Source organism: Microbacterium sp. EB106-03-03-XG65, from assembly GCF_058791955.1.
In genome coordinates this window covers 1,488,323-1,513,092 of record NZ_JBYTEB010000001.1, presented here as the reverse complement: position 1 = coordinate 1,513,092, position 24,770 = coordinate 1,488,323, and the positions used below count along the sequence as shown (strand labels likewise).

At 68.3% G+C, this 24,770-nt stretch carries 22 protein-coding genes and 1 riboswitch; of the genes, 15 read left to right on the top strand and 7 right to left on the bottom strand.

Annotation, left to right across the window (positions count from 1 at the left end; translation table 11 throughout):
• Positions 1-31: 31 nt before the first annotated feature.
• The 4 genes from AC3WS6_RS07080 to AC3WS6_RS07065 all read left to right on the top strand — a co-directional run bounded on the left by AC3WS6_RS07080 (position 32) and on the right by AC3WS6_RS07065 (position 3,613).
• Positions 32-817 carry a 2-keto-4-pentenoate hydratase gene (locus tag AC3WS6_RS07080; RefSeq protein ID WP_492500339.1) on the top strand — a complete coding sequence of 262 codons (786 nt, stop codon included), beginning with the start codon at positions 32-34 and terminating at the stop codon, positions 815-817.
• Entirely contained in the window at positions 802-1,608 is an 807-nt protein-coding gene (locus tag AC3WS6_RS07075) for an HpcH/HpaI aldolase family protein (RefSeq protein ID WP_492500338.1), read from the top strand. Before AC3WS6_RS07080 ends, AC3WS6_RS07075 begins: the two co-directional genes overlap by 16 nt.
• 113 nt (positions 1,609-1,721) lie before the next feature.
• A complete protein-coding gene (locus AC3WS6_RS07070; RefSeq protein ID WP_492500337.1) occupies positions 1,722-2,741 on the top strand; it encodes a LacI family DNA-binding transcriptional regulator in 1,020 nt (339 codons plus the stop codon).
• Positions 2,738-3,613 carry a glycoside hydrolase family 43 protein gene (locus AC3WS6_RS07065; RefSeq protein ID WP_492500336.1) on the top strand — a complete coding sequence of 292 codons (876 nt, stop codon included), beginning with the start codon at positions 2,738-2,740 and terminating at the stop codon, positions 3,611-3,613. The genes AC3WS6_RS07070 and AC3WS6_RS07065 overlap by 4 nt, the downstream gene beginning before the upstream one ends.
• Before the next feature lie 53 nt (positions 3,614-3,666).
• On the opposite strand, the gene AC3WS6_RS07060 is transcribed toward AC3WS6_RS07065, so the two are convergent.
• Positions 3,667-5,316, bottom strand: coding sequence for an MGH1-like glycoside hydrolase domain-containing protein (locus AC3WS6_RS07060; protein ID WP_492500335.1), 1,650 nt, complete (start codon positions 5,314-5,316; stop codon positions 3,667-3,669).
• 56 nt (positions 5,317-5,372) lie between these two features.
• Positions 5,373-6,686, bottom strand: coding sequence for an ABC transporter substrate-binding protein (locus tag AC3WS6_RS07055; RefSeq protein WP_492500334.1), 1,314 nt, complete (start codon positions 6,684-6,686; stop codon positions 5,373-5,375).
• Between the two features lie 272 nt (positions 6,687-6,958).
• On the opposite strand from AC3WS6_RS07055, the gene AC3WS6_RS07050 reads away from it, so the two are divergent.
• The 5 genes from AC3WS6_RS07050 to AC3WS6_RS07030 all read left to right on the top strand — a co-directional run bounded on the left by AC3WS6_RS07050 (position 6,959) and on the right by AC3WS6_RS07030 (position 11,657).
• Positions 6,959-7,900 carry a carbohydrate ABC transporter permease gene (locus tag AC3WS6_RS07050; protein ID WP_492500333.1) on the top strand — a complete coding sequence of 314 codons (942 nt, stop codon included), beginning with the start codon at positions 6,959-6,961 and terminating at the stop codon, positions 7,898-7,900.
• Complete coding sequence (locus AC3WS6_RS07045; protein ID WP_492500332.1) at positions 7,890-8,801, top strand: carbohydrate ABC transporter permease; 912 nt, start codon at positions 7,890-7,892, stop codon at positions 8,799-8,801. Before AC3WS6_RS07050 ends, AC3WS6_RS07045 begins: the two co-directional genes overlap by 11 nt.
• Before the next feature lie 16 nt (positions 8,802-8,817).
• Positions 8,818-10,197: a Gfo/Idh/MocA family protein gene (locus tag AC3WS6_RS07040; protein ID WP_492500331.1), complete on the top strand. Its 1,380-nt coding sequence runs from the start codon at positions 8,818-8,820 to the stop codon at positions 10,195-10,197.
• A gap of 123 nt (positions 10,198-10,320) precedes the next feature.
• Complete coding sequence (locus AC3WS6_RS07035) at positions 10,321-11,043, top strand: DUF6882 domain-containing protein (RefSeq protein ID WP_492500330.1); 723 nt, start codon at positions 10,321-10,323, stop codon at positions 11,041-11,043.
• 59 nt (positions 11,044-11,102) lie between these two features.
• A complete protein-coding gene (locus AC3WS6_RS07030) occupies positions 11,103-11,657 on the top strand; it encodes a hypothetical protein (RefSeq protein ID WP_492500329.1) in 555 nt (184 codons plus the stop codon).
• 103 nt (positions 11,658-11,760) lie between these two features.
• Here the strand turns inward: AC3WS6_RS07030 and AC3WS6_RS07025 are convergent, their stop codons facing one another.
• Both AC3WS6_RS07025 and glyA read right to left on the bottom strand, forming a co-directional pair.
• A complete protein-coding gene (locus tag AC3WS6_RS07025) occupies positions 11,761-12,639 on the bottom strand; it encodes a bifunctional methylenetetrahydrofolate dehydrogenase/methenyltetrahydrofolate cyclohydrolase (RefSeq protein WP_492500328.1) in 879 nt (292 codons plus the stop codon).
• Positions 12,636-13,910 (bottom strand): serine hydroxymethyltransferase, encoded by a 1,275-nt coding sequence (glyA, locus tag AC3WS6_RS07020; protein ID WP_492500327.1) that lies wholly within the window; start codon positions 13,908-13,910, stop codon positions 12,636-12,638. Before glyA ends, AC3WS6_RS07025 begins: the two co-directional genes overlap by 4 nt.
• Before the next feature lie 36 nt (positions 13,911-13,946).
• Positions 13,947-14,031, bottom strand: a riboswitch (ZMP/ZTP riboswitch).
• Between the two features lie 54 nt (positions 14,032-14,085).
• Here glyA and AC3WS6_RS07015 point away from each other — a divergent pair.
• The 6 genes from AC3WS6_RS07015 (at position 14,086) to AC3WS6_RS06990 (ending at position 21,784) form a co-directional block, all read left to right on the top strand.
• Positions 14,086-15,600 (top strand): beta-N-acetylhexosaminidase, encoded by a 1,515-nt coding sequence (locus tag AC3WS6_RS07015; protein ID WP_492500326.1) that lies wholly within the window; start codon positions 14,086-14,088, stop codon positions 15,598-15,600.
• Entirely contained in the window at positions 15,585-16,763 is a 1,179-nt protein-coding gene (gene nagA, locus AC3WS6_RS07010) for an N-acetylglucosamine-6-phosphate deacetylase (protein ID WP_492500325.1), read from the top strand. Before AC3WS6_RS07015 ends, nagA begins: the two co-directional genes overlap by 16 nt.
• 467 nt (positions 16,764-17,230) lie before the next feature.
• Complete coding sequence (locus tag AC3WS6_RS07005) at positions 17,231-19,621, top strand: sigma-70 family RNA polymerase sigma factor (RefSeq protein WP_492500324.1); 2,391 nt, start codon at positions 17,231-17,233, stop codon at positions 19,619-19,621.
• 30 nt (positions 19,622-19,651) lie between these two features.
• Positions 19,652-20,023 (top strand): YrdB family protein, encoded by a 372-nt coding sequence (locus AC3WS6_RS07000; RefSeq protein ID WP_492500323.1) that lies wholly within the window; start codon positions 19,652-19,654, stop codon positions 20,021-20,023.
• Complete coding sequence (locus AC3WS6_RS06995) at positions 20,020-21,384, top strand: FAD-binding oxidoreductase (RefSeq protein ID WP_492500322.1); 1,365 nt, start codon at positions 20,020-20,022, stop codon at positions 21,382-21,384. The genes AC3WS6_RS07000 and AC3WS6_RS06995 overlap by 4 nt, the downstream gene beginning before the upstream one ends.
• A complete protein-coding gene (locus AC3WS6_RS06990; RefSeq protein WP_492500321.1) occupies positions 21,377-21,784 on the top strand; it encodes an NUDIX hydrolase in 408 nt (135 codons plus the stop codon). The genes AC3WS6_RS06995 and AC3WS6_RS06990 overlap by 8 nt, the downstream gene beginning before the upstream one ends.
• 12 nt (positions 21,785-21,796) lie before the next feature.
• Here the strand turns inward: AC3WS6_RS06990 and nagB are convergent, their stop codons facing one another.
• From nagB to AC3WS6_RS06975, 3 genes are read right to left on the bottom strand one after another with little or no spacing between them, the layout of a single operon-like run.
• A complete protein-coding gene (gene nagB, locus AC3WS6_RS06985; protein WP_492500320.1) occupies positions 21,797-22,576 on the bottom strand; it encodes a glucosamine-6-phosphate deaminase in 780 nt (259 codons plus the stop codon).
• Entirely contained in the window at positions 22,569-23,534 is a 966-nt protein-coding gene (locus AC3WS6_RS06980; RefSeq protein WP_492500319.1) for an ROK family protein, read from the bottom strand. Before AC3WS6_RS06980 ends, nagB begins: the two co-directional genes overlap by 8 nt.
• 40 nt (positions 23,535-23,574) lie before the next feature.
• On the bottom strand, positions 23,575-24,762 hold the full coding sequence (locus AC3WS6_RS06975) for an ROK family transcriptional regulator (RefSeq protein WP_492500318.1): 1,188 nt from the start codon (positions 24,760-24,762) through the stop codon (positions 23,575-23,577).
• Positions 24,763-24,770 lie beyond the last annotated feature (8 nt).

Below are 24,770 nucleotides of genomic sequence, written 5' to 3'. Positions count from 1 at the left end.
CGAAACGCACACACACAGAAAGCAGGAACGGATGCTGTCCGCAGACACCATCGAGCAGATCGCCGCGGAACTGGCCGAGGCCGACCGCGACCACTCCGTGATCCCGCGCATCACCGCCCGGTATCCGGAGGCCACGGTCGAGGACTCGTACGCGATCCAGGGCGTCTGGCGCGACTCTCAGATCGCCGCGGGGCGCCGTCTGGTCGGACGCAAGATCGGATTGACGTCGAAGGCGATGCAGCAGGCCACCGGCATCACCGAGCCCGACTACGGCGTGATGTTCGACGACACCGTGTACGAATCGGGTGCCGAGATCCCGGTCGATCACTTCTCGAACGTGCGCATCGAGGTCGAGCTCGCGTTCGTGCTCAAGCATCCGCTCGAGGGGCCCGGCTGCACGCTCGACGACGCCCTCGCAGCGATCGACTACGCGGTGCCCGCTCTCGAGGTGCTGAACTCGCACATCGAGCTCGAGGGGCGCACGATCGTCGACACGATCAGCGACAATGCCGCGTACGGTGCGATGGTGCTCGGTACCGTGCACAAGCGCCCCGACGACATCGACCTCCGCTGGGTGCCCGGCGTGCTCTCCCGCAACGGCGAGATCGAGGAGACGGGCGTCGCGGCCGGCGTGCTCGGCCACCCCGCCACGGGCGTCGCCTGGCTGGCGAACAAGTTCCACCAGCACGGCGCGCGTCTCGAGGCCGGGGAGATCATCCTGGCAGGATCATTCACACGCCCGATGTGGGTGTCGCGCGGCGATCAGGTGCTGTGCGACTACGGACCGATGGGAACGATCGAATGCCGCTTCATCTGAGCCCCTCCTTCCGCGAGCAGCTCGCCGCGAACGATCGTGCGCTCATCGGGATGTGGGCGTGCTCCGGCAGCGCTCTCGTCACCGAGGTCGCCGCGGGTTCCGGTCTCGACTGGCTGCTGATCGACATGGAGCACTCGGCGAACACGCTCGAGTCGACCCTGCTGCAGCTGCAGGTGGTCGCCGCCTACCCGATCACGCCGGTCGTGCGCGTGCCGTCCAACGACACCGTGGCGATCAAGCAGGTCCTCGACCTCGGCGCGCAGAACCTCATCGTTCCTATGGTCTCGTCGGCCGAGGAGGCACGTGCCGCCGTCTCGGCGACCCGATATCCCCCCGAGGGCGTGCGCGGCGTCGGCAGCGCACTCGCGCGCAGTGCCCGCTGGAACCGGGTCGACGGCTATCTGCGCGACTCGGCACGGCACACCTCGCTCACGGTGCAGATCGAGACGGCCGCAGGGGTCGACGCCGCCGCCGAGATCGCTGCCGTCGATGGCGTGGATGCCGTCTTCGTGGGCCCCTCCGATCTCTCGGCGTCGATGGGGCTGTTGGGACAGCAGACCCATCCCGAGGTGGTGTCCGCGGTCGAGCGGGTCTTCGCCGCCGTCACAGCCGCAGGAAAGCCCGTGGGCGTGAACGCGTTCGATCCGTCGGCGGCCGACGCCTATGTCACGGCCGGCGCGGACTTCGTCGCCGTCGGTGCCGACGTGGCGCTGCTGGCACGCGCATCCGAGGCTCTGGCCGCTCGCTTCATTCCGGCTTCCGGAGCCGACGCGGCGCGCGCCAGCTATTGAGACATCGTCGGGGAGAGAACCGTCCGAGAGTCGATGCGTGAAATCGGTTTCACGTATACACTGACGTGAGCCGCGGGCCAGCGGCCACACCGCTCACCGCTCGGGAGGACCCGATGACCCCTCGCTCCGGGGCGACCACGATCAGCGCCGTGGCGCAGGCTGCGGGCGTCTCGCCCGCGACAGTGTCCCGCGTCATGAATGATCGGTTCTTCGGCGACCCCGAGACGGCCGAGCGCGTCCGGACGGCCGCGCGAGAGCTGCACTACTCCCCCAATCATCTCGCCCGCAGCTTCTCCCTCGGACAGACCAAGGCGATCGCGTTCCTGGTGCCCGACCTCACCAACCCCAGCTTCCAGGCGGTGCTGGCGAGTCTCAGCAAGGCGGCCGCGGCCGACGGATACCGCGTGCTCGTCGCCGATTCAGCCGAATCGCCCGACGATGAACCGCTGCTCGCGGCCGAGGTGCGCCGCCGTTGCGATGCTCTCGTGCTGTGCGCACCGCGGATGCCGGACGCCGCGCTCGGAGAGACGACCAGCGCGCTGGGTCCCGTTGTCCTCCTGAACCGCTCGAGTCATTCCACGTCGGTGCCCACCCTGACGGTCGACTCCCGGGCCGGGCTCGAGGCGCTCGCCCGGCACCTGCACTCCCTCGGCCACCGGCACCTCGCCTACGTCGAGGGCCCGGACGGGCCCGCCAACGAGAACCGGCTCCGCGGGATCGGCGACGCGACGGGTTCGCTCACACACCTGTCCCTCACCCGGGTGCGTGGCGGCGCCAACAGCGAGCACGGCATGGCGGCCGCGCCCGCCGTGGCCCGGAGCGGCGCGACAGCCGTGCTCGCCTTCAACGACCTGGTCGCCATCGGCCTGATCCACGGACTGCAGGAGCAGGGCCTCCGCGTGCCGGAAGACATCTCGGTGACCGGCTTCGACGACATCCCCTTCGCGCGCTTCATGACACCGCCGCTGACCACGGCATCCGTCCCCCACGAGTCTTTGGGCACACTCGCGTGGAACCGCATGCGAGCGCTCATCGACCACGATGTCCCCGATCACGACGTCGTGTTCCAGCCGAGGCTGGAGATCCGAGGGTCGACCGCACCACCGAGGCCGAAGGACGGTGCGCAGTCGTGAGACTCGACGAGATCCAGATCCGCGACCCTTTCGTCCTGGTCGACGCGGGGCGCTACTGGCTGTTCGGCAGCACCGACGTGAACATCTGGAGCGGCCCCGCCACCGGGTTCGACACGTACTGGAGCGACGACCTCGACGAGTGGCACGGTCCGCTCCCGGCCTTCCGCCCGTCGAGAGACTTCTGGTCTCACACGCAGTACTGGGCGCCGGAGGTGCACCGGTACGACGGAAGCTTCTACATGCTCGCGACCTTCACAGCAGAGGGGCGCCGTCGGGGCACGCAGGTGCTGCGAGCCGATCGCCCCGAGGGCCCTTACGAACCCTGGTCCGACGGACCGCTGACCCCGCGCGAGTGGGAATGCCTGGACGGCACCCTGCACGTCGAGGACGGCGTCCCCTACCTCGTCTTCTGCCATGAGTGGAAAGACGTCGGCGACGGCGAGGTACACGCGATGCGGCTCTCCGACGATCTGCGCACAGCGGTGAGTGCGCCGCGACTGCTCTTCCGAGCATCAGAGGCGCCGTGGGCGCGATCGATCCCTCGCCCCGAGTTCCCGCAGGTGTTCGTCACCGACGGACCCTCGCTGCACCGCACCCGAGACGGGCGCCTGCTGATGCTGTGGTCCAGCTTCGGAGACTCCGGCTATGCGATGGGCGTGGCGACCTCTGCATCCCACTCGATCAACGGCCCCTGGTCCCAGAGCGAACACGCGATCTGGCCGGCCGACGGCGGGCACGGCATGATCTTCGCGGATGCCGACGGCGAACTGTTCCTCACGCTGCACACTCCGAACCGCACGCCCGAGGAGCGTGCCGGGTTCTTCGCTCTCGACGAGACCGACACGGGCCTGCATCTGCGCGTGACGGACTGAGGAGCGACCGGGCGCGCCCGGTCGCTCCTCGACCGACTCCGGTAGAGCGCGACTCAGTCGAAGACCGGGCCCACGAACTCGACCGCCGCGCGATCGGCGACAGCACCATCGCGCAGCGCGATGCGCTCGTTCGGCATCGTCGTCAGCCGGATCCCGCCGTCGGCAAGCGTCAGCTCGCCCTCAACGGCACCCGCGGCGAGTCCCACGACCCCGGTGGGCACCCCCGCGCGATCCGTCTCCACGCGCCAGCCTCGGGGGAACGAGAACGCGAACACGTCATCCCGGTAGACCTCGACGACGTCATCGTCGGCGACCAGCTCCCACACCTGCCCGCCGACCGCGCGACGGTAGCCGACGGCATCCGCAGCCGCACCGTGCTCGAGCCGCGTCGGGGCGAGTCCGGAGAACCAGATCCCTTCGTCCGGCCGCACGAGAATCCCGCTGTGCCGTTCGATCGCATCGAGGAACCAGAGTAGGGACGGCGCATACTCCTCGGTGTAGCCGGCTGCGCCCGACCAGGGGTCGAGGCACTGCGGAAAGCGATCTGCGACGGCGATCGCGGACAGCACGGCGGATGCGGTGAGGCCCAGCTCGGCGACGTGTCCGTGGCGCTCGAAGGCTTCGGGCGCACGGAGCAGGGCGAGGAAGTTCACCGGCCCGCCCCAGCTGTTGCGTCCCGCGTCGTGGTCGAAGCGCGGGTCGTCCATCGCGAGGGACGTGAAGCCGTAGTGCGCGAGGAACTTGCGCGTGTTCATGAGGTAACGGCGCAGGCTGCGGGTGAAGAACTCCCCGTCGCCCACCTCGCAGGCGAGCACGCGCGCCAGGACATCGCTCTGGATGCGCACGTGCCGCCCGGCCCGATCGTTGTCGTAGTAGAAGCCGTCGTCGTCGTCGAAGCAGTGCTCGTGCAGAGCACGGAGCGACGTCTCGGCGGCGCTCCGCCAGCGCTCGGCCTCGACGTCGTCCCCCAGCTCGGCGGCGATCAGGGCGAGATACGAGCGCTGGCACGCGACGTTCGCGGTGAGGTCCGGCGCGATGAACGGCACCCCCGGCATCAGCGGATCGCACTCGCGGGCATCGCCGTGCAGAGCGCGGTCCGGCGCGAACCAGAAGCGAGGCGAGAGGTCGTGTCCCGTGTCGAACGCGCAGAACGCCTCGACGGCACCGGTGCCGCGGGTGTCGCGGTAACGGGCGAGCCACGCGTCGTACCTCACCATCGCCGCATACATCGTGCGCAGGAGCTCACGATCCCCGGTCGACTGCCAATGGCGCCACACCACGCGCGCGAGCGGGGTGACGATCTGGATCTGACTGAACCCTGCTCCGGTATCGGTGACCTTGTACGGGATCATCCCGTCCGCCCGCTGATGCACGGCGAACTGCCGCAGCGTGTCACGGGCGATGTCAGGGGCGAACCGACCGAGCACCTCGGTGTTGATCGTCCCTGTGCTCTCGATCCAGCATCCGCGATACACACCGCCCTCGTTGAGCACCGGCACCCCGTCGAGGAGCGGGCGGATGCAGCGCGAGAGCTGGTCGAGCGCGTCGAGCCAGCGCCGTTCGAGCGGCCCCGACGAGGCGGCGAACCGAACTCCCGCCGCATCGAGGGCAACCCCCAATGGTGTGCCGTCGATGCCGGCGTCACGCGCAGGATGCGCGCCTCGCAGCCTGTGTCGGATGTCCGCGCGCTGTGCGTCGCTCATGATGCTCTCCTTCGGAGATCGGCGGTGGGGCGCACGGCGCCCCCCCCCCGGCTCTGTCAGTTCAGGGCTGCGCCCAGCTCGTCGACCCACTTCTTCCCGGCTTCAGCCGGCGTCGATCGGCCGAACAGCACATCGGACTCCATGCGCTGGGACAGCTCGTTCATGATCGATCCACCCGCGGGCTGCGGCGGGGCGACGACGCCCTCGTCGAGCACGACATCGACGTAGTCCGCGGCGATCTGGCCCGGCCCGCTGAGCAGCGGGGACACGACCTCGAGGGTCGCGGGGTTGAACGGCACACCCCGGGAATCGAGTATGAGCTCTGCAGCGGCCGGCTCGTTCAAGAACCAATCCACCAGCAGCGCTGCCGCCGCCGGGTGCTCGGTCGCCGCGTTGATCGCCCAGAAGGCCGAGGGAAGCAGTGCGACGCCGGATGTCTTCGTCGACGACGGCGGCAGCATCATCTGCACGTTCTCACCTGCAGTGGCGTACACGCTCATGAGGTTGCTGTACCCGAAGGTGACCGCGGCCTGCCCGAGCGTGAACGGCTGCTGGTCCGGCGGCAGCTGCCAGTTCGCCGTGACGACCGACGGGTCGGGCAGACCGCCGCCGTCGGCGAGTTCCTGCTCGATCTCGTACCAGCCCGTGATGTCCTCGGCCGTGACGCCCAGCTGACCGTCCCAGTCGTACATCCCCAGCTCGCTGACCTGACCGGAGTACGTTCCGATCACGTCTCCGATGCGCAGGTCGACGCCGTAGATAGGCTGCCCCGCCGCGTTGGTCAGGCCCGCGCTGCCGATCTCGCCGGCGGCGTCGATCAGGTCGTCCCAGGTCCAGCCCTCGCTCGGCGGCTCGACACCGGCCTGCGTGAAGACATCGAGGTTCACGAACGCGGCAGTCGCATTGCCACCCGTCGGAAGCCCGTAGAGCGCATCGTCGACGGTGGCATTGGTGAGGGAGAAGTCCGGGTATTCGCTGTAGTCGAGCTGCTCCGCGACGGTGGACAGATCCAGGAGGGCGCCGAGCTCTCCGTACTCCTGCGGCTTCGCCCCGCCGAGCGCGAACACATCGGGAGCCGTGTCGCCTCCGCCCGCGAAGTCCGTCGCCAGGCGGTTGAACAGGTCGTCCGGCGCGCCGACGGGCGTCTGCACGACCGTGATGTTCGGATGCTCGGCCTCGAACAGGTCGATGACCTCCCCGAACAGCGCGGCGCGGCTGTCATCCCCCCACCAGGACATCTCGAGTTCGATCTTCTCGCTCGGGTCATCGACGGATCCCTGGTCTGCTGCGCCGCCTGAGCAACCTGCGAGCAGAAGGGTGGCGGCGACGGCGGAGCCGATGACCGCATGAGCACGGATGTTACGCGTCATTGCGCCTCTTTCAGTTGAGGCCGCCGGGGCGGCCGGGATGTCAGGCATTCGGCCCGCACCCGACGTCGAGTCAGGAGAAACCGATTTCACGCAAAAAGCTAACATCGACGGGATTCGCCTGTCAACGCATTTCGCGCCTTCGGCAACGAATTCGTGATTCGCGGGACTTCTCGGGCCAGATTCGACTTGACGAGCCATCCGAGGTCAGTCAATAATCGGAGAATTCGTGAAACCGATTTCACATCGGATCAGAGACATGACAAGGAGGTCACGTGAGCAGTCTCGGCGAACTACGCACCATCGCCCGCTCCCGGCGCGGTCCGGCGACACGTGTCAAGGAGAGATTCCCCGACAACAAAGCTGCGCTGGTGTTTCTCCTGCCCTGGCTGATCGGGCTGCTGGGACTCACCATCGGTCCGATCGTCGCATCGCTGTATCTCTCCTTCACCGACTACAACCTGCTGCGGCCGCCGGTCTGGTCAGGTTTCGACAACATCGTCCAGATGTTCTCGGATGCGCGTTTCTGGAACTCGTTCCGGGTGACGCTCGTCTACGTGTTCGTCGGAGTGCCGCTGCAGCTCGCGCTCGCCCTGGGTCTCGCGATCCTCCTCGACAAGGGGATGCGCGGACTGTCGTTCTACCGATCGATCTTCTACCTCCCCTCGCTTCTCGGCGGCTCCGTCGCCGTGGCGATCCTGTGGCGTCAGGTCTTCGGCAAAGACGGCATCGTCAACGGCTTCCTCGCCTGGTTCGGGATCGACGGGCCCGGATGGATCGGGCATCCCGACTTCGCGCTGGGCACCCTGATCGTCCTGCACATCTGGACCTTCGGCTCCCCCATGGTGATCTTCCTCGCCGGTCTGCGACAGATCCCGGAGATGTACTACGAGGCGGCATCCATGGACGGTGCGGGGCGCATCCGTCAGTTCTTCTCGATCACGTTCCCGCTGCTCACACCGGTCATCTTCTTCAATCTGGTGCTGCAGATCATCTTCGCCTTCCAGTCCTTCACCCAGGCCTACGTGGTCTCCGGAGGGACGGGCGGGCCGAGCGATTCGACCATGTTCTTCACGCTCCTGCTCTACAAAGAGGCGTTCACCGAGCTCGACATGGGGTACGCCTCGGCGATGTCGTGGTTCCTGCTGCTGGTGATCGCCGCCTTCACCGCGTTCAACTTCTGGCTTTCGAAGTATTGGGTGTTCTATGACGACTGAGACCGAGACCCTGCTCCGCCCGGGGCGCACCGACCTGAGGGGGCGCCGCATCGCGACCGCCCGCACGCCGGTCTGGCAGCGCGCGCGGTCGATCGGCAAGCACATCGCCCTGGCTGCGACTTCCCTGCTGATGATCTATCCCCTGATCTGGCTCGTCATGTCGAGCCTCAAGCCGAACGATCAGATCTTCCGCGACCTCAGCGTGTTCACGACCGACCTCACCTTCGACAACTACGTCAACGGGTGGAACGACCTGCAGGCGCCGTTCGGTGTGTTCCTGTTCAACTCCTCCGTCATCGCCCTGGGAGCGATCGTCGGCAACCTGCTGTCCTGTTCGATGGCCGCCTACGCCTTCGCCCGCCTGAAGTTCCGCGGCCGAACGCTCGCGTTCGTCCTGATGCTGGGCTCGATCATGCTGCCGTTCCAGGTGCTGCTGGTCCCCCAGTTCCTGATCTACAAGGAGCTGGGGTGGCTGAACACGTTCCTCCCGCTGATCGCGCCCAAGTTCCTCGCGACCGAGGCGTTCTTCATCTTCCTGATGGTCCAGTTCATCCGCGGCCTGCCCAAGGAGCTGTTCGAAGCGGCCCGGATGGACGGGGCGGGGCATTTCCGCAGCTACTTCCAGATCACTCTGCCGATGATCGTCCCCTCGCTGGCGACCACGGCGATCTTCACCTTCATCTGGACGTGGGGCGACTTCTTCGGGCCGCTCATCTACGTGCGTCTTCCGGAGCTGTTCCCCGCCTCGTTGGCCCTGAAGGGGTTCCTCGATGCGCAATCCAGTTCGGATTACGGCTCGATGTTCGCGATGAGCGTCGTCTCGCTCATCCCGCTGTTCCTCGTGTTCCTGTTCGGTCAGCGATTCCTCATCAAGGGCGCTGCGACCAGTGGCATCAAGTAGTCGGAAGGACGACACCATGACACGAACCCGCTACGCCCTCGTGGGAACGGGCTCCCGCGCGCAGATGTATCTCGAGGCGATCGCCGGCGCCCACGCCGAGGCAGCCGAACTGGTGGCGGTGGCCGACACCAACACCGGACGCCGGGAGTGGTCGCTCGCCCGTCATCCGGCGCTCGGCGCGCCCGCGCGCTTCGCCCCGGAAGATCTGGGCGACGCGATCGCACGTCACCGTGTCGATCGCGTCATCATCACCTCGCCCGATCACACGCACGCCGACCACATCGTGCGCGCTCTCGAGGCGGGTGCGGATGCGATCACCGAGAAGCCGTTGACGATCGACGAAGAGGGCGTCCGCCGGATCGCCGACGCCGTCGAGCGCACCGGCCGGCAGGTGATCCTCACCTTCAACTACCGGTATTCACCGCGCAACAGCGCTCTGAAGAGGGTCATCGCGTCCGGCGAGATCGGGGAGGTCACGAGCGTTCATTTCGAATGGGTGCTGGACACCGCGCACGGGGCCGACTACTTCCGGCGCTGGCATCGTGACAAGTCTCGATCCGGAGGGCTGCTGATCCACAAGGCGAGCCATCATTTCGACCTGGTCAACTGGTGGCTGGCAGACACTCCGACGCGCGTGTTCGCCGCAGGCGGCCTGCGCTTCTACGGCGCGGAGAACGCCCGCCGCCGCGAGGTGGGCCCCCGACCGGAGCGCGGCACCACCGACTCGCCGCTGCACGATCCCTTCAGCCTGGACCTGCGCACCGACCCCGTGTGGCGTGGTCTGTACCTCGACCAGGAGCACTTCGACGGGTACCTCCGTGATCGAGACGTCTTCGACGAAGGCATCACCATCGAAGACAATCTGGCGCTCGTCGTCGACTATGCCCGGGGCAGCACCATGTCGTATTCGCTCAACGCGCACTCCCCCTGGGAGGGCTACACGGTGTCGGTCAACGGGACTCGCGGTCGTGCCGAGCTGCACGTCGTGGAGCGCGGATCGGTGACCGTCGACGAGGCCGGCAGGACCATCGTCGATCCCAGCGCTCGGCCCGACCTGATCTCAGACGACCCCTCGCGCCCGGTGGGCGACCGCCTGGTCGTCCAGCCGCATTTCGGACCTGCGCGTGTGGTCGAGATCGACGGGAGTGCCGGCGGTCACGGCGGTGGCGACGACATGCTGCTGCACGACGTCTTCCGCGGCGGTCTCGCCGACCCGCTGGGCCGGACGGCCGACTGGACCGACGGCATCCGCAGCATGGCGGTCGGCCTCGCCGGCAACCTGTCGCTCGGCTCGGATGCCGCGGTCAGGATCTCGGATCTGGAGATCGGGAGCGCACAGGCGCTCTTCTCACCACGGGCGGCATCGCCACAGGCGACATCGGCCCGGCCCGCCTGAGCAGCACGGCGGCCGGGTTCGCCGCCTTCGAAGAGCGCAAATGGCAGTTTCCGCCCCCGGAAAACTGCCATTTGCCCTCTTCGAGGTTGGCGGATTCATAGCAATCCGGGTGAGACTGGGAACATGACCTTCGCCGCGCTCCAGCCGCTCGCAGACCGTGCCGCACTGTTCACCGCGCTTCGCCAGGACTCGCTGGCCACCGCGCTCGAGGCCCTCGGCGACAATCGCTGGGATGCCGATATGGCAGCCGGCACCCTGACCTTCACGTCGAATGACGATGACTCGCGCACCCTCGTGGCCCGCGCGCATCTGGTGGCGACGATCGCCCCCGGTCCCCGCTCCCTGCTCTGGGCGTGGGCGCACCCGCAGGGCGATCCGCACGGCATCGCGGCGCAGCTGCGCGACTACGGCACCGAGCACGGCGTCGGGGAGCTGAGCGACCCGGAGCTTCCGTTCCCCACTGACGCCCCCGGCGACGCCGACTGGATCACCGCAGCCGCGCACACCGTCGGCGCGGTCGCCGTCGAGCTGACCGGCCGGGCCCCCTATTACGTCGCCCCGGTCGGCGGAGGCACCTCCGCCGTCTTCCTGCTCGACACCCCCCTCCCCGCGCTCACGGTCGCTTCCGCCGCGATCGTCCTCCCCCGCATCCTCTCGGGTCTCGCTCTGAGCGATGCCCGCACGGCAGTGTGGGATGCGGCCCGTCTCGCCGGCTGGAACCTCACCTGGACCGATGATTCCTTCTCGGGTGCCACCATCACCGACGACACCGGCACGGCGACGTTCCACTTCGACGAGCAGGCGCGCATCACCGACATCGAGAGCAGCCTGCGTCCGCAGCCCTGATCGTCCGTCGAGAGCACATTCTCGTGCCACGGCATCCGGGAGTGTGGAATTCTGGGGGGATGAAGAACGGAATCGTCCGGTTCGCCGCGCTCTACGTGTTCAATGTCGCGGTGCTGCTGCTCATCGGGCTGCTGTCCTCAGGCGTCTCTGTCGGGTTCACCGCATTCTGGGCTGCTGTCATCCTGACGCTCGCGGCACTGTTCGTGAAGCCCCTGCTCACCGCGGCGTTCCGCAAGGCGGCGGCGAAGTCGGCGGCCGATCGCACGAGAATCGGGGAGAAGGTCGTCCAGTACGTCCTCGTCTACCTCGTCGAACTGCTCATCTGGGTGGCCGTCGTCTGGCTGAGCGGCGTCCGCGCCTCGGGCTTCTGGAGCTATGCGCTCCCACCCCTCTTCCTGCTGTTCGGCTGGATGATCTACGACCAGGTCGACGACAAGCTGCGGGCGAAGGCCGGCGAGCTGTACGACGTCGTGCAGGGCAAGGTCTCGCGCCGCACGAACGCACCGGCGACCTCGACCCCCGCGCCGGAGACCTCCGACACCGCCGCTGCCCGCAACGAGCTGCACGACGGACTCACCCCCGAGCAACGGCGGATGCTCGACGAGCTCGGCTGAACGACGAAGGTCCCGATCCGCAGGCCTCACCCCGCCCCGCGAACGGATCAGAAGGAGAGGCCCGCGGACCGGGACCGAAGACGCAGACCGGGACCGGTGTGGGTCAGACCAGGCGTTCCGCCGCCTCGACGACATTCGTCATGAGCAGCGCGACCGTCATCGGACCGACGCCACCGGGATTGGGCGAGATCCAGCCGGCCACCTCGGCGACACCCGGGTGCACGTCTCCGAACACGAGGTTCTTGCCCGTCTCAGGATCGGTCTCGCGCGTCACGCCGACATCGAGCACGGCGGCACCCGGCTTGACGTCCTCGGCGCGGATGAGGTGTTTCACGCCCGCTGCGGCGACGATGACGTCGGCCTCACGCAGGTAGCGCGGCATGTCGACCGTGCCGGTGTGCGTGAGCGTGACCGTCGCATTGAGGTCGCGACGCGTCAGCAGCAGGCCGATCGAGCGACCGATCGTCACTCCCCGACCCACGACGACCACGTGCTTGCCCGCGAAGTCGTAACCGTTGCGCAGCAGCAGCTCGATCACTCCTCGCGGCGTGCACGGCAGCGGGGTGTGGATCGGGTTGTTGACGTTGAGCACCAGCCGGCCGAGGTTCGTCGGATGCAGGCCGTCGGCATCCTTCGCCGGGTCGATCCGCTCGAGGATCGCATCCGTGTCGATGTGCTTCGGCAGCGGCAGCTGCACGATGTAGCCGTGGCAGTCGGGATCGGCGTTGAGCTCGTCGATCAGCGCCTCGACGTCTGCCTGCGTGGCATCGGCGGGCAGCTCGCGCTGGATCGAGTTCATCCCGATCGCCTCGGACTGACGGTGCTTCATGCCGACGTAGAGCTGGGACGCCGGGTCGGCCCCCACGAGCACGGTCGCGATGCCGGGGACGATGCCCTTCGCCTTCAGCGCGGCGACCCGCTCGGTCAGCTCGGCCTTGATCGCAGCCGACGCCGCCTTGCCGTCGAGGATCGCAGCGGTCACTGCTGCAGGTCCGGGTAGAGCGGGAAGCCTGCGGCGAGCGCGTCGACGCGCGCACGGAGCGCCTCGACGTCGGCACCGGGGAGCAGCGCGAGAGCGATCACGTCGGCCACCTCGGTGAACTCGGCGTCGCCGAAGCCGCGGGTGGCGAGCGCCGGGGTCCCGATGCGCAGACCCGAGGTGACCATCGGCGGACGCGGGTCGTTCGGCACCGCGTTGCGGTTGACGGTGATGTGGATGTCGTGCAGCAGGTCTTCGGCCTGCTTGCCGTCGATCGCGGCATCACGCAGGTCGACGAGCACCAGGTGCACGTCGGTGCCGCCGGACCGGACTCCGATCCCGGCATCCTTGACGTCCTGCTGCGAGAGGCGCTCGGCGAGGATGGATGCTCCACGCACCGTGCGCTCCTGGCGCTCCTTGAACTCGGGGGTGCCCGCGAGCTTGAACGCGGTCGCCTTGGCGGCGATCACGTGCATGAGGGGTCCGCCCTGCTGTCCCGGGAAGACCGCCGTGTTGATCTTCTTGGCGAGGTCGGCGTCGTTCGTCAGGATGAAGCCCGAGCGGGGGCCGCCGATGGTCTTGTGCACGGTCGACGAGACGACGTGTGCGTGCGGCACCGGGTTCGGGTGCAGGCCTGCGGCGACAAGACCGGCGAAGTGCGCCATGTCGACCCAGAGCAGCGCTCCGACCTCGTCGGCGATCGCACGGAAGGCGGCGAAGTCGAGAGTGCGGGGGTAGGCCGACCATCCGGCGATGATGACCTTCGGCTTGTGCTCGATCGCAAGGCGACGGACCTCGTCCATGTCGATGGTCGAGGTCTCGGGGTCGACGCCGTAGGCGACGATGTCGTACAGACGGCCGGAGAAGTTGATCTTCATGCCGTGGGTCAGGTGACCACCCTGGTCGAGCGCGAGGCCGAGCAGCGTGTCGCCGGGGCGGGCGATCGCGTGCAGGACCGCAGCGTTCGCCGATGCTCCCGAGTGCGGCTGGACGTTGGCGAACTCCGAGCCGAAGAGGTCCTTGGCGCGCTGGATGGCGAGCTCCTCGGCGACGTCGACCTCTTCGCAGCCGCCGTAGTAGCGGCGTCCGGGATAGCCCTCGGCGTACTTGTTGGTCAGCACCGAGCCCTGCGCCTGAAGCACGGAGACGGGGACGAAGTTCTCGGATGCGATCATCTCGAGGAACGTCTGCTGGCGCTGGAGTTCGCGGTCGAGGACCTGCGCGATCTCGGGGTCGACCTCGGCGAGCGGGGCGTTGAAGTAACGATCGGTCATGACGTGCTCCTCTGACGACGGATTCGAAGGGGTATACCTATCGGCCCAGGCGCGCGGTCGAATTCCGTGGTCAGTCGCTCCCCGGTGGTAGTCCACCCAGACGCCAGTCGCGACGCTTACGAGCATAGCGGATCTGCCCCTGTGCTCCCCCGTCTCTGCACGATAGGTTTTGTTCATGGTCCTTCCCCATTCCATGCCCCTGGTCCCCCTCCCGCTCTCCGCCACCGTCGGCGACAGCCGAATGCCCCTCACCGACACCGTCCGAGTCATCGGAGACTCGCCCGCCGCACAACATCTCATCGACGGGATCTCACTGCGTTCCGGCATCCGCCTCTCGCGTTCGGCCGAGCCCGCCGACGCCGCGATCTCGCTCCGCCTGGACCCGCGCGTCGCCGCGGCCGAGGGGTACACGCTCGTCGTCGGCATGTCCGCCGAGATCGTCGGCGCCGACGAGGCAGGCCTCTTCTATGGCATCCAGACCCTGCTCCAGCTCGTGCGAGAGGGTGACGACGGATGGGGCATCGCCCATGCGGAGATCTCCGACGCCCCCCGCTTCGCCCGCCGCGGCGTCATGCTCGACGTCACGCGTCACTTCTTCAGCGTCGCGGAGGTCGAGAAGTTCATCGACGCCGCCAGCGCACTCAAGTTCAACCACCTGCACCTGCACCTCAGCGACGATCAGGGGTGGCGCATCCAGATCGACTCGTGGCCCCGGCTGACCGAACTCGCGTCGCTGACCGCCGCCGGTGGAGACCGCGGCGGGTTCTACTCGAAAGAGGAGTACCGCGCGATCGTGGAGTACGCGGCGGCGCGCCACATGATCGTGATCCCTGAGGTCGACCTCCCCGGCCACACTCACGCGATCGGAGTCGCCTACCCCGAGCTCGTGGAGAGCCCCGTGCTCAACGACGACCTGGTCGCCGAATCTGCGAGGCTCGGGCAGCCGCTGCCCGTCAAGGGCGAGCCCTATACCGGCTGGGGCGTCGGACACTCGAGCGTGCGCATCCACGAAGAGCGCACGTACGACTTCGTGCGTGACGTGGTCCGCGAACTCGCCGAGCTGACTCCGGGGCCGTACATCCACATCGGGGGCGACGAGTCGCTCGGAACCCCGCAGGCGGATTTCGACGTCTTCGTCGAGCGCGCGACGGCGATCGTCGTGGAGGCGGGGAAGATTCCCGTCGCGTGGCACGAGGTCGGCGCAGCGGCGGGGATAGCCGAAGGCACGATCGGTCAGTACTGGGGCAAGACCACACCCGAGGGCACGCACGCCGAAGAGGCTGCGCACTTCGTCGAACGCGGCGGGGCACTGATCATGTCGGCGGCAGACGTCGCCTATCTCGACATGAAGTACTCGACGGACTTCCCACTCGGGCTCACCTGGGCCGGCGTCGTCGACATCAGAACCGCGTACGAGTGGGAGCCGACCGACGTGCTCGACGTGCCCGACTCGGCGATCCTCGGCATCGAGGCTCCCCTCTGGAGCGAGACCACCCGCACGATCCGCGATGTCGAGCAGCTGGTCTTCCCGCGCGCCGCCGCTCAGGCCGAGATCTCGTGGTCGCCTCGAACCGCTCCGGAGCGCACCTGGGAGTCGTTCCGCTCACGACTCGCGACGCTCGCACCGCTCTGGGAGACTGCCGACATCGACTTCCACCGCTCCGAGGAGATCCCATGGACCGATCGATGAGCGCCTCATCGCCCCCGCCCGAATCGATCGTCGTGCACTCGGCCACCCTCATCGACGGCGGCGAGATCGAGCCGGACGCGTGGGTGCGGCTCGAGAACGGCGTGGTCGTCGGACGGGGCATCGGCGACACCTGGTCCGACGCCGACGAGGTGGTGGATGCAGTCAGGGCCGCAGGCGAAGGCGCTGTTCTGTCTCCCGGCCTCATCGACATCCACGGACATGGCGGTGCCGGCGCGTCTTTCGACGACGGCATCCAGGCGATCCGCGCAGCCAGAGCGCTGCACCGTGCACACGGGACCACGCGCGCGGTCGTCTCTCTCGTCACGGCCCCGCTCGATGAGCTCGAGCACCGTGTCGCAGAGATCGCAGACCTCACGACGACCGACCCCGACATCCTCGGCTCGCATCTCGAGGGCCCCTTCCTCGATCCAGGACATCACGGTGCGCATGCGCCGCACCTGCTGCGCCATCCGCTCGCCGGCGACGTGTCTCGACTGCTCGAGGCCGGCCGCGGCACGGTGCGGCAGGTGACGATCGCTCCGGAGCTGCCCGGCGGGCTCGACGCGATCAGGCTGATCGTCGCATCCGGGGCGGCGGCCGCCGTCGGGCACACCGACGCGGATGCCTCGATGGCTCGCGCAGCTTTCGAAGCAGGCGCGTCGATCCTCACGCACGCGTTCAACGCGATGCCGGGCATCCACCACCGCGCACCTGGCCCGGTGCTGGCCGCCGCAGCAGATCATCGGGTCGTGCTCGAGGCGATCGCCGACGATGTGCATCTCGATCCGCAGGTGGTCAGGCTGCTCTTCGATGCCGCAACCGCACGGGTCGCTCTGATCACCGATGCCATGGCCGCCGCAGGAAGCGCCGACGGAGATTACGACCTCGGCGCAGTGCGGGTGACGGTGCGCGACGGTGTGGCGCGCACGAACGATACCGGCTCGATCGCGGGATCGACCCTCACTCAGGACGAGGCGGTGCGGCGGACGGTCGCGGCCGGAGTCCCCCTGGCCGAGGCGCTGCGCGCGGCGACCGAGACGCCTGCACGTGCGATCGGCGTGGGCGGACGGCTGGGCCGACTCACCGTCGGCCGGCTGGGCGACGCCGTGCTGTGGGATGCAGAACTGCGCGTCGTGCGCACATGGGTGGGCGGTCGGGCCTAGCCGCACGCTGCGCGCATCGACGCGCAACTCCGCGCGCTCCGGTGCCTTCTTGGTGTGTGAGGGGCCGCCGGTCCCCAGATCGACGGCCCCTTCACGAATTCCCCCCCACTCAGAGCGGTGAGCCGAGAACTCCTCCCCCGAGGCTCTCGACCCACCATGCCTGTGCCCACGCCCCCGCATGAGCACCTGAGCTCCGCCCCCCGGTGGAGCTCGTCGGCTGTCTCTATGTGATGAGACGACGACGCCCCCGATTCATTACGCGACTTGCCAGAAAATCTTCAAGATTCTTTGACGGCTGAATATTTTTGCCCCTTGACCTGCGGTTCATCCTGCAAGGAAACTTCCGGGCGGCACGCACCTCGGGGTAGCGTGCCCAGAAGATCAGAGAGAGAATGGAGAAGACGCGTGATGAAACTGCGAATCACGCGTCTCTTACTGTGGAGGCACTTTCGCCCCACGAACGACGGATGACTGTGGATCACGACAACACACCTCACGAAGAACCGACCGCTGACACGGAGCTGGTGCTGCGCACCCGCTCGGGTGATGCAGCGGCGTTCGGTGAACTGTGGCGTCGTCACTACCCATCCGGCATGTCGGTCGCGCGCTCGATCACTTCGTCGATCGACCCGGATGACCTGGTGCAGGAGTCCTACACCCGCATCTACCAGGCGATCATCAAGGGCGGCGGACCTAACGGCTCCTTCCGCGCATACCTCTTCACCAGCATCCGCAACACTGCCGCCGCCTGGGGCAGGTCGCGCCGCGAATCGGCGATCGACGAACTCGACACTGTGGTCGATCCCGACAGCACCGAGCAGGCCGCGAACGAGGCCCTCGACCGCAGTCTGACCGCTCAAGCATTCCGCAGCCTGCCGTCACGGTGGCAAGAGGTGCTCTGGTACACCGAGATCGAGCAGATGAAGCCGCACGAAGCGGCTCCTCTGCTCGGGATGAAGCCCGGCGCAGTCTCACAGCTCGCCTTCCGCGCGCGCGAAGGACTCCGCGAGGCCTGGATCCAGGCGCATCTGCGCAGCGCCGCACCGGGTTCGGACTGCCAATGGACCATCGAGCACCTCGGCGCCTATTCACGAGGCAACCTCGGAACCCGTGATCACAAGCGCCTCGAGCAGCACCTCGAGGTGTGCGCTCGCTGCATGATCGTGGCCGCCGAGGCGAAGGACATCTCGAAGCGCCTCGCCCTCGTGCTGCTGCCACTCGTTCTCGGTGTGACCGGGTCGGCAGGCTACCTCGCCACGCTGCAGGGCGGCGGCACCCCGATCGTCGCGCTCGCGGCCATGCCCTCAGGCATCACCGCGGGCGCGGTCACGGTGGGCGGCGGTGTCGCGAACGGCGGCGTCGCAGGCGGCAGCGGTAGCGGATCGACCGGATCGGGAGCGGGCGGCTCCGCCGGCACCGGCTCGACAGGAGCCGGCGGTGCAGGAGCCGGCGGTGCAGGAGCCGGCGGTGCAGGAGGAGCCACGGGCGGCATCTTCAGCGGACTCGGTGCGCTCGTCGGAGCCGGATCAGCAGCCCTCGTCGTCGCAGGAGTGGTCGCCGCAGCGACCATCATCCCGGGACTCGCGGGCGCCTCTCCCGCGGCGTCGCTGCCGAGCGCAGGCGACAGCGATTCCTCGTCGATCAGCGCCGACGTCGGTCCCGATGAGGCGATGAAGGCCGACCAGAAGAAGCCCGACCTCGTCGATGACGATGACGACACGGCCCCCGCGCCCGAGCAGCCTGTCACTCCTCCCGTCGAGGAGCCCGAGGCCAGCGAACCGGCCGAAGACGCAGCCCCCGCGCTCCCCCGCCCGACTGTCCCAGCCGCGCCCGAGCAGCCGTCTCCACCCGCTGATCCCGCGCCGGAGGGAGAGCCGCCCGTCGAGCCGGCGCCGCCCACGGAGCCCGAGGTCCCGGCAGAGCCGGAACAGCCCACGGAGCCGGAGCAGCCCACCGAGCCCGAACAGCCGACCGAGCCGGAACAGCCCACCGAGCCCGAGCAGCCCACAGAACCGGAACAGCCCACCGAGCCCGAGCAGCCCACGGAACCGGAGCAGCCCACGGAACCGGAGCAGCCCACGGAACCGGAGCAGCCCACCGAGCCGGAACAGCCCACCGAGCCGGAGCAGCCCACGGAGCCGGAACAGCCGACCGAGCCGGAGCAGCCGACGGAGCCCGAACAGCCGACCGAGCCGGAACAGCCGACGGAGCCCGAACAGCCCACCCTCCCGGATGGAGCCCCTGAGTTCTCGCTCTCCTCGGCCTATATCGATCTGAACACGCTGGCCACCCACTATGTGGTGGCCGTCTCAGGCGAGCCGAACTCACAGGTGGGAACTCGCATCGGCGGCGGGACGGGCGGGACCAGCAGCGATGTCCTCGACGGATCCGGTTTCGGAGAGATCGATCTGCGTCCGACGCTGGATCAGCTCTGCATGGATTCAACCGTCGAGTTCTTCTACGTAGTCGGCGAGCAATCCGGGCAGCCGACGACGACCTCTCTGGCAGCCCTCTACGACATCAGAACGGATCCGTTGTTCGGAGACCTGTTCGAGGTGGCCTGCCTGTTCGCGGATCAGCCGAGTGCGCAGCCAGGAACCGAGCAGGGCGAATCGCCGGCTCCCGCCGCTCCGGATGCCGAGACCACGCCTCCGGTCGAGGAGACCACGCCTCCGGCTGAAGAACCCGCACCTCCCGTCGAAGAGACCACACCTCCCGTCGAAGAGACCACACCTCCCGTCGAAGAGACCACACCTCCCGTCGAAGAGACCACACCTCCGGCCGATGAAGCAGTGGTTCCGATCGACGACGAGGGCGCGATGATCGACGCCCTCGAGCCTGCCGACGCCTCGCTCTGACTCGCTCTGCGCGGCGAATAGACTGGTTCCATGCACCAGGATTCCGCCCCCGTTCCCGGTGTCGACCGGCCCTCTTTCACTGCCCTCGACATCGTCCGCTCGATCGTCCTGGTGACCGCCGTCGGCACGCTCGCTCTGTGGGGTTTCGCCACCTGGCCACTGCCGTGGAATGTGATCCTCGGCATCGGGGCTCCCGTCGTCACGATCCTCGTGTGGGCTCTCTTCCTCTCCCCGCGCCCGATGCTGCGGCTGCACCCGTTCCTGCGAGCCGTCGTCGAGCTGCTCATCTATGTCGGGGTGACGATCGCCTGGTGGCTCATGGATCAGCCGCTCATCGGCATCGCGTTCGCCGTGGTCGCCGTCGGTGCCGGTGTCGTGAGCGGGCGCAGTCGCATCGCATGAGCACCCTCGATCTGCTCCGCTCCGCCCTCGGAGGTCTCGTCGAGACCGATCCGCACGCTCTCGAGACCGCGCGTGCCGATCGCTCCGGGCATGCCGCTCCCGGCCGTCCTCTCGCCGTCGTGCATGCCGAGTCGGTGGAAGACGTGCAGGCAGTGATGCGTATCGCGACTCAGACGAAGACTCCGGTCGTCGTGCGCGGGGCCGGCACCGGCCTCGCCGGCGCCGCGAACGGCGGGGCGGGCGAGATCGTTCTCTCGATGCTCCGGATGACGGCGATCCATGAGATCCGCGCTGACGACCTGCTGGCTGTCGTCGAACCCGGGATCATCAACGCCGACCTCAATGCCGTTCTGGCCGAGCACGGCCTGTGGTGGGCTCCCGATCCCGCGAGCCGGGACATCTCGACGGTGGGCGGCAACATCGCCACGGGCGCCGGAGGACTCCTCTGCGCGAAGTACGGTGTGGTCCGCGACGCGGTGCTCGGGCTCGACCTGGTGCTCTCCGACGGCCGGCTCCTGCATCTCGGGCACCGCAGCGTCAAGGGCGTCACCGGGCTCGATCTGACCTCCCTGGTGATCGGTTCGGAGGGCACGCTGGGCGTCGTGGTGTCGGCGACCCTCAAGCTTCGCCGGCTCGTCGAAGGAACCACGTGCACGGTGACAGCGACATTCCCCGACGTGCGCTCGGCTGCCGCGGCCTCGTCCGCTGTCACAGCCTCCGGTGCCCAGCCGGCGATCATGGAGCTCATGGACGCCGCGAGCCTGGCCGCCGTGGCGACGCTCCTCGATCTGCCCGTCCCCGCCTCCCGCAGCGCACAGCTGACGATTCAGACCGACGGTCCTGCGGCGATCGCCGAGGCTGCGCAGATCGCTGAGATCCTGACCGGGCACCACGGCGTCGCCCAGGTGTCCCATGACCGCGACGAGGGCGAGCGCATGCTCGCGATCCGCCGGTCCATGCACCCGGCGATGCAGAGTCTGGGAACGACCCTGATCGAAGACGTGTCCGTGCCCCGCAGCGCGATGCCTGCGATGTTCGACGAGATCGCACGGATCGAGAAGGAGTTCTCGATCACGATCCCCACCGTCGCCCATGCGGGCGACGGGAATCTGCATCCGAACTTCATCTTCGAGGGCGAAGAGCCTCCCCCCGTCATCTGGGCGGCGGCCGACGAGCTCTTCCGGGCAGCGATCGCCCTCGGCGGCACGCTCACCGGTGAGCACGGGATCGGAACCCTCAAGAGCCGCTGGCTGGCCGATGAGATCGGTGCGGATCAGTGGGAGCTGCAGCGACAGATCACACGGGTGTTCGACCCGCTCGGCATCCTGAACCCCGGAAAAGTCTTCGCCCACGATGCCTGACATCCGAGTGAGCGCGGCGATCATCCTCGACGCAGATCAGCGGGTGCTCGTGGTGCGCAAAGAGGGCACGAGTCGGTTCATGCAACCCGGCGGCAAGCCGGAGCCCGGTGAGACACCCGCCGAGACCCTTACGCGCGAGCTGCGCGAGGAGCTCGGTCTCGAGCTGGGCCCTGCCGACCTCGAGCCCCTCGGCACGTTCGTGTCCGACGCCGCGAATGAACCCGGACATCGGGTGATCGCCGACGCATTCGTCGTGACGATCGGCCCGGCGGAACCCGTCGCGCAGGCCGAACTCGCCGAGCTTCGGTGGATCACCCCTGCCGATGCCGAGACACTGCCGCTCGCGCCGCTCAGTCTCGAGCACCTTCTGCCGCTGGCCTGGCCCGCCGGAAAGCTCTGAGCGTCCTGTCGCTCAGAGCCCCTGCCAGGACGGCTTGTTCGCGAACGTGTAGCGGTAGTAGTCGGCGAGCTTCAGCTGCGACGCCGCGGCCTCATCGAGCACGACGGTCGCGTGCGGGTGCAGCTGGATCGCGGACCCGGGCAGGATGGCCGACAACGGACCCTCGACCGCCTCTGCGACGGCGCGGGCCTTCCCCTCGCCGAATGCCAGCAGCACCAGGTGGCGCGCCCGCAGGATCGTTCCGAGTCCCTGCGTGATGCAGTGGCGCGGCACGTCGTCGATCGAGTCGAAGAAGCGGGCATTGTCCTCGCGCGTCTGCTCCGTCAACGTCTTCACACGCGTGCGGGAGGCGAATGACGAGCCGGGCTCGTTGAAGCCGATGTGACCGTCGGTGCCGATTCCGAGGATCTGCAGGTCGACTCCGCCTGCCGCCTCGATCGCGGACTCGTAGTCCTCGCCGGCGTGCTGGATCGTCTCGGACCTGCCGTTGGGCACATGGATGCGTCGCGGATCGAACCCGAGCGGCTCGACGACCTCGCGGGTGATGACCGAGCGATAGCTTTCGGCGTGCGCCGGATCGAGGCCGACGTACTCGTCGAGCGCGAAGCCGCGCACCCGCGAGACGTCGCGACCGGCGAGACGCGTACGCAGCGACTGGTACACCGGGAGCGGCGTCGATCCTGTCGCGAGGCCCAGCACGGCATCGGGGCGGCGCTCGATGAGCTCGACGATCTCGGCGGCGACCAGATCGCCCGCTTTCTGCGCACTGTCGACGATGACGACTTCAGCCATGGGACACGGTCTCCTTAGAAGGGGTGGTGGTGCCCACGACGGCGGCGCCGAGGGCGGCTGCGGGGGAACCGGCGGGAAGCAGCTCGATACGTTCATCGAGGTGCAGCGAACGCATGAAGGCCGATGCAGCGGCACCCTCATGAAGAGACTCGCGGATGCCGTCGTAGAGGCGATCGCCCAGAGCGGTGAGTCCGCCGCCGATGATGACGCGCTCGACATCGGCCGAGAGCACCAGCGCCCGCACGGCCGCTGCAGCGCCGTGGAAGAGATCGGCGCGCAGCGCGACAGCGCGCTCGTCCCCCGATTCGGCGGCGTCGAGGATGTCCCGCACCGGCAGCGCTCCCGGGCGGTTCCACGCGCGAGTCAGCGCGCCTCCACCGCAGAACGTCTCGATGCAGCCGCGCTGGCCGCACCCGCAGAGGCGCCCGTTCGGGTCGACCGAGAGGTGCCCGACCTCGCCCGCGGTCCCGCGGGATCCGCGCCAGATCTCGCCGTCGATGACGATGCCCGCGGCGACTCCGGTTCCGAGGTTCAGATAGGCCATCGACCCGCTGATGCCCCGCAGCACGGCGGCCCCGAGTGCTGCCGCCTTGACGTCGTTCTCGATGCGCACGGGCACCGAGAGCCGCGCCGAGACGCGGTCGGCCAGATCGAGCGACTCGACACCGAGGTTCACCGCATGCAGCACGCGACCGGTCTCGGAGTCGACGACCCCGGGAATGCCCACGCCGACCGTGCCGACGGTCGATGCGGCGAATCCACCGTCGACGGCGAGCGCTCCCACGACGTCGACGATGCTCGACACGACGGCGTCGTCGCCCCAGCCGGTGGGGCGGCGCAGCCGGGCGATGATCTCGCCATCGTGCGCGACCGCGACGGCGTCGATCTTCGTACCCCCGACGTCGAGGCCCACGGAAACGAGCCGACCATCGAGGTCGGCGACAGAGGCGCGCGTCACCGGACGGCGCTCCGCGGAGCGTTCTGAGCGGTCATGCGAGTCACGAGACGCCCAGCTGACCGGAGAGCACCATCACCGCGGTGCCCCGCAGCACGATGTCGGCCTGCGAGGTGCGACGGATGAGCGCGTCCTCGAAGACGCCTTCCAGCGTGCGCGCATGCAGAGTGTCGACGGCCGCATCGATCAGCATGCCGTCGAGCAGGTCTGCGGGTCCTGACAGCACGACCTCCGACAGATCGAGCGCGGCCACGATGGGGGCGATGGCGACAGCCATGCGTGTGCCGGCATCACGGAGGATCTCTTCGCGAGAATCGGGGTTCGCGTCGATCGCGGGGCGCAGACGCGTCTCGCTGAGCCAGGCCTCGAGACAGCCGTCCTTGCCGCAGGCACACCGCGGTCCCCCATCGGTGCCGACGACCACGTGTCCGATCTCACCCGCGGCGAAGCGGCTGCCGAGCAACGGCTGGCTTCCCGTGATGAGCCCTGCGCCGACGCCGCGACCGATGCGGATGAGCATGAAGTCGGCCTTGGCCTCACCGAAGGTGTATTCGGCGAGCACCGCCGCGTTCGCGTCGTTGCGCACCAGGACCGGAAGGTCGAGATCCACCCCGAGCTTCGCCTCGAGCGGAAGGTTGACCCAGCCGAGGTTCGGCGAACTCAGCACGACCCCATCGGGACGCACCACACCGGGGGTGCCGATGCCGACCCCGAGAATGGGCTGCGTCGCCGTGGCCACGAGGGTTCTCGCGAGTGCGAGGGTCGCCGCGAAGGCGGCTTCACCATCGGCGCTCTCGGGCCGCGGCACTTCGCGACGCTCGAGCACGTCGCCGTCGAGACTGAGCACGGCGCCGACGAAGGCGTGGGGGCCCGACAGGTCGATGCCGATGATCTGATGCCCGACGCGGTCGATGTCGATGAGAATGGGCGGCTTGCCCGGCCCGACCGTCTCGCGGATGCCGATCTCGACGACGATTCCGTCTGCGATGAACTCCGCGACGAGGTCCGAGATCGTCACCCGGGTAAGCCCGGTCTCCCGCGAGAGGTCGGCTCGGCTCATCGCCCCCGAGTGATACAGGGTCTGCAGGACGAGCGCCCTGTTGTGTCCTCGCGCGTGCTCCGGGAGCACCTTGGAGCGCGAGCGCAGGTGACGGCCGGGACCGAATGCGTGAGCACTCGTACCGGCGTACTCCGGCGGCGTCGTTGGGCGCTGTTCATCCGATACGGACATGTTTGTTA

Excerpts from the sequence above, each read along its gene's own strand:
- AC3WS6_RS07080 (WP_492500339.1), top strand. The coding sequence starts at position 32 with ATGCTGTCCGCAGACACCATCGAGCAGATCGCCGCGGAACTGGCCGAG.
- AC3WS6_RS07075 (WP_492500338.1), top strand. The coding sequence starts at position 802 with ATGCCGCTTCATCTGAGCCCCTCCTTCCGCGAGCAGCTCGCCGCGAAC.
- AC3WS6_RS07070 (WP_492500337.1), top strand. The coding sequence starts at position 1,722 with ATGACCCCTCGCTCCGGGGCGACCACGATCAGCGCCGTGGCGCAGGCT.
- AC3WS6_RS07060 (WP_492500335.1), bottom strand. The coding sequence starts at position 5,316 with ATGAGCGACGCACAGCGCGCGGACATCCGACACAGGCTGCGAGGCGCG.
- AC3WS6_RS07055 (WP_492500334.1), bottom strand. The coding sequence starts at position 6,686 with ATGACGCGTAACATCCGTGCTCATGCGGTCATCGGCTCCGCCGTCGCC.
- AC3WS6_RS07045 (WP_492500332.1), top strand. The coding sequence starts at position 7,890 with ATGACGACTGAGACCGAGACCCTGCTCCGCCCGGGGCGCACCGACCTG.
- AC3WS6_RS07040 (WP_492500331.1), top strand. The coding sequence starts at position 8,818 with ATGACACGAACCCGCTACGCCCTCGTGGGAACGGGCTCCCGCGCGCAG.
- AC3WS6_RS07035 (WP_492500330.1), top strand. The coding sequence starts at position 10,321 with ATGACCTTCGCCGCGCTCCAGCCGCTCGCAGACCGTGCCGCACTGTTC.
- AC3WS6_RS07030 (WP_492500329.1), top strand. The coding sequence starts at position 11,103 with ATGAAGAACGGAATCGTCCGGTTCGCCGCGCTCTACGTGTTCAATGTC.
- glyA (WP_492500327.1), bottom strand. The coding sequence starts at position 13,910 with ATGACCGATCGTTACTTCAACGCCCCGCTCGCCGAGGTCGACCCCGAG.
- AC3WS6_RS07015 (WP_492500326.1), top strand. The coding sequence starts at position 14,086 with ATGGTCCTTCCCCATTCCATGCCCCTGGTCCCCCTCCCGCTCTCCGCC.
- nagA (WP_492500325.1), top strand. The coding sequence starts at position 15,585 with ATGGACCGATCGATGAGCGCCTCATCGCCCCCGCCCGAATCGATCGTC.
- AC3WS6_RS07005 (WP_492500324.1), top strand. The coding sequence starts at position 17,231 with ATGACTGTGGATCACGACAACACACCTCACGAAGAACCGACCGCTGAC.
- AC3WS6_RS07000 (WP_492500323.1), top strand. The coding sequence starts at position 19,652 with ATGCACCAGGATTCCGCCCCCGTTCCCGGTGTCGACCGGCCCTCTTTC.
- AC3WS6_RS06995 (WP_492500322.1), top strand. The coding sequence starts at position 20,020 with ATGAGCACCCTCGATCTGCTCCGCTCCGCCCTCGGAGGTCTCGTCGAG.
- AC3WS6_RS06990 (WP_492500321.1), top strand. The coding sequence starts at position 21,377 with ATGCCTGACATCCGAGTGAGCGCGGCGATCATCCTCGACGCAGATCAG.
- nagB (WP_492500320.1), bottom strand. The coding sequence starts at position 22,576 with ATGGCTGAAGTCGTCATCGTCGACAGTGCGCAGAAAGCGGGCGATCTG.
- AC3WS6_RS06975 (WP_492500318.1), bottom strand. The coding sequence starts at position 24,762 with ATGTCCGTATCGGATGAACAGCGCCCAACGACGCCGCCGGAGTACGCC.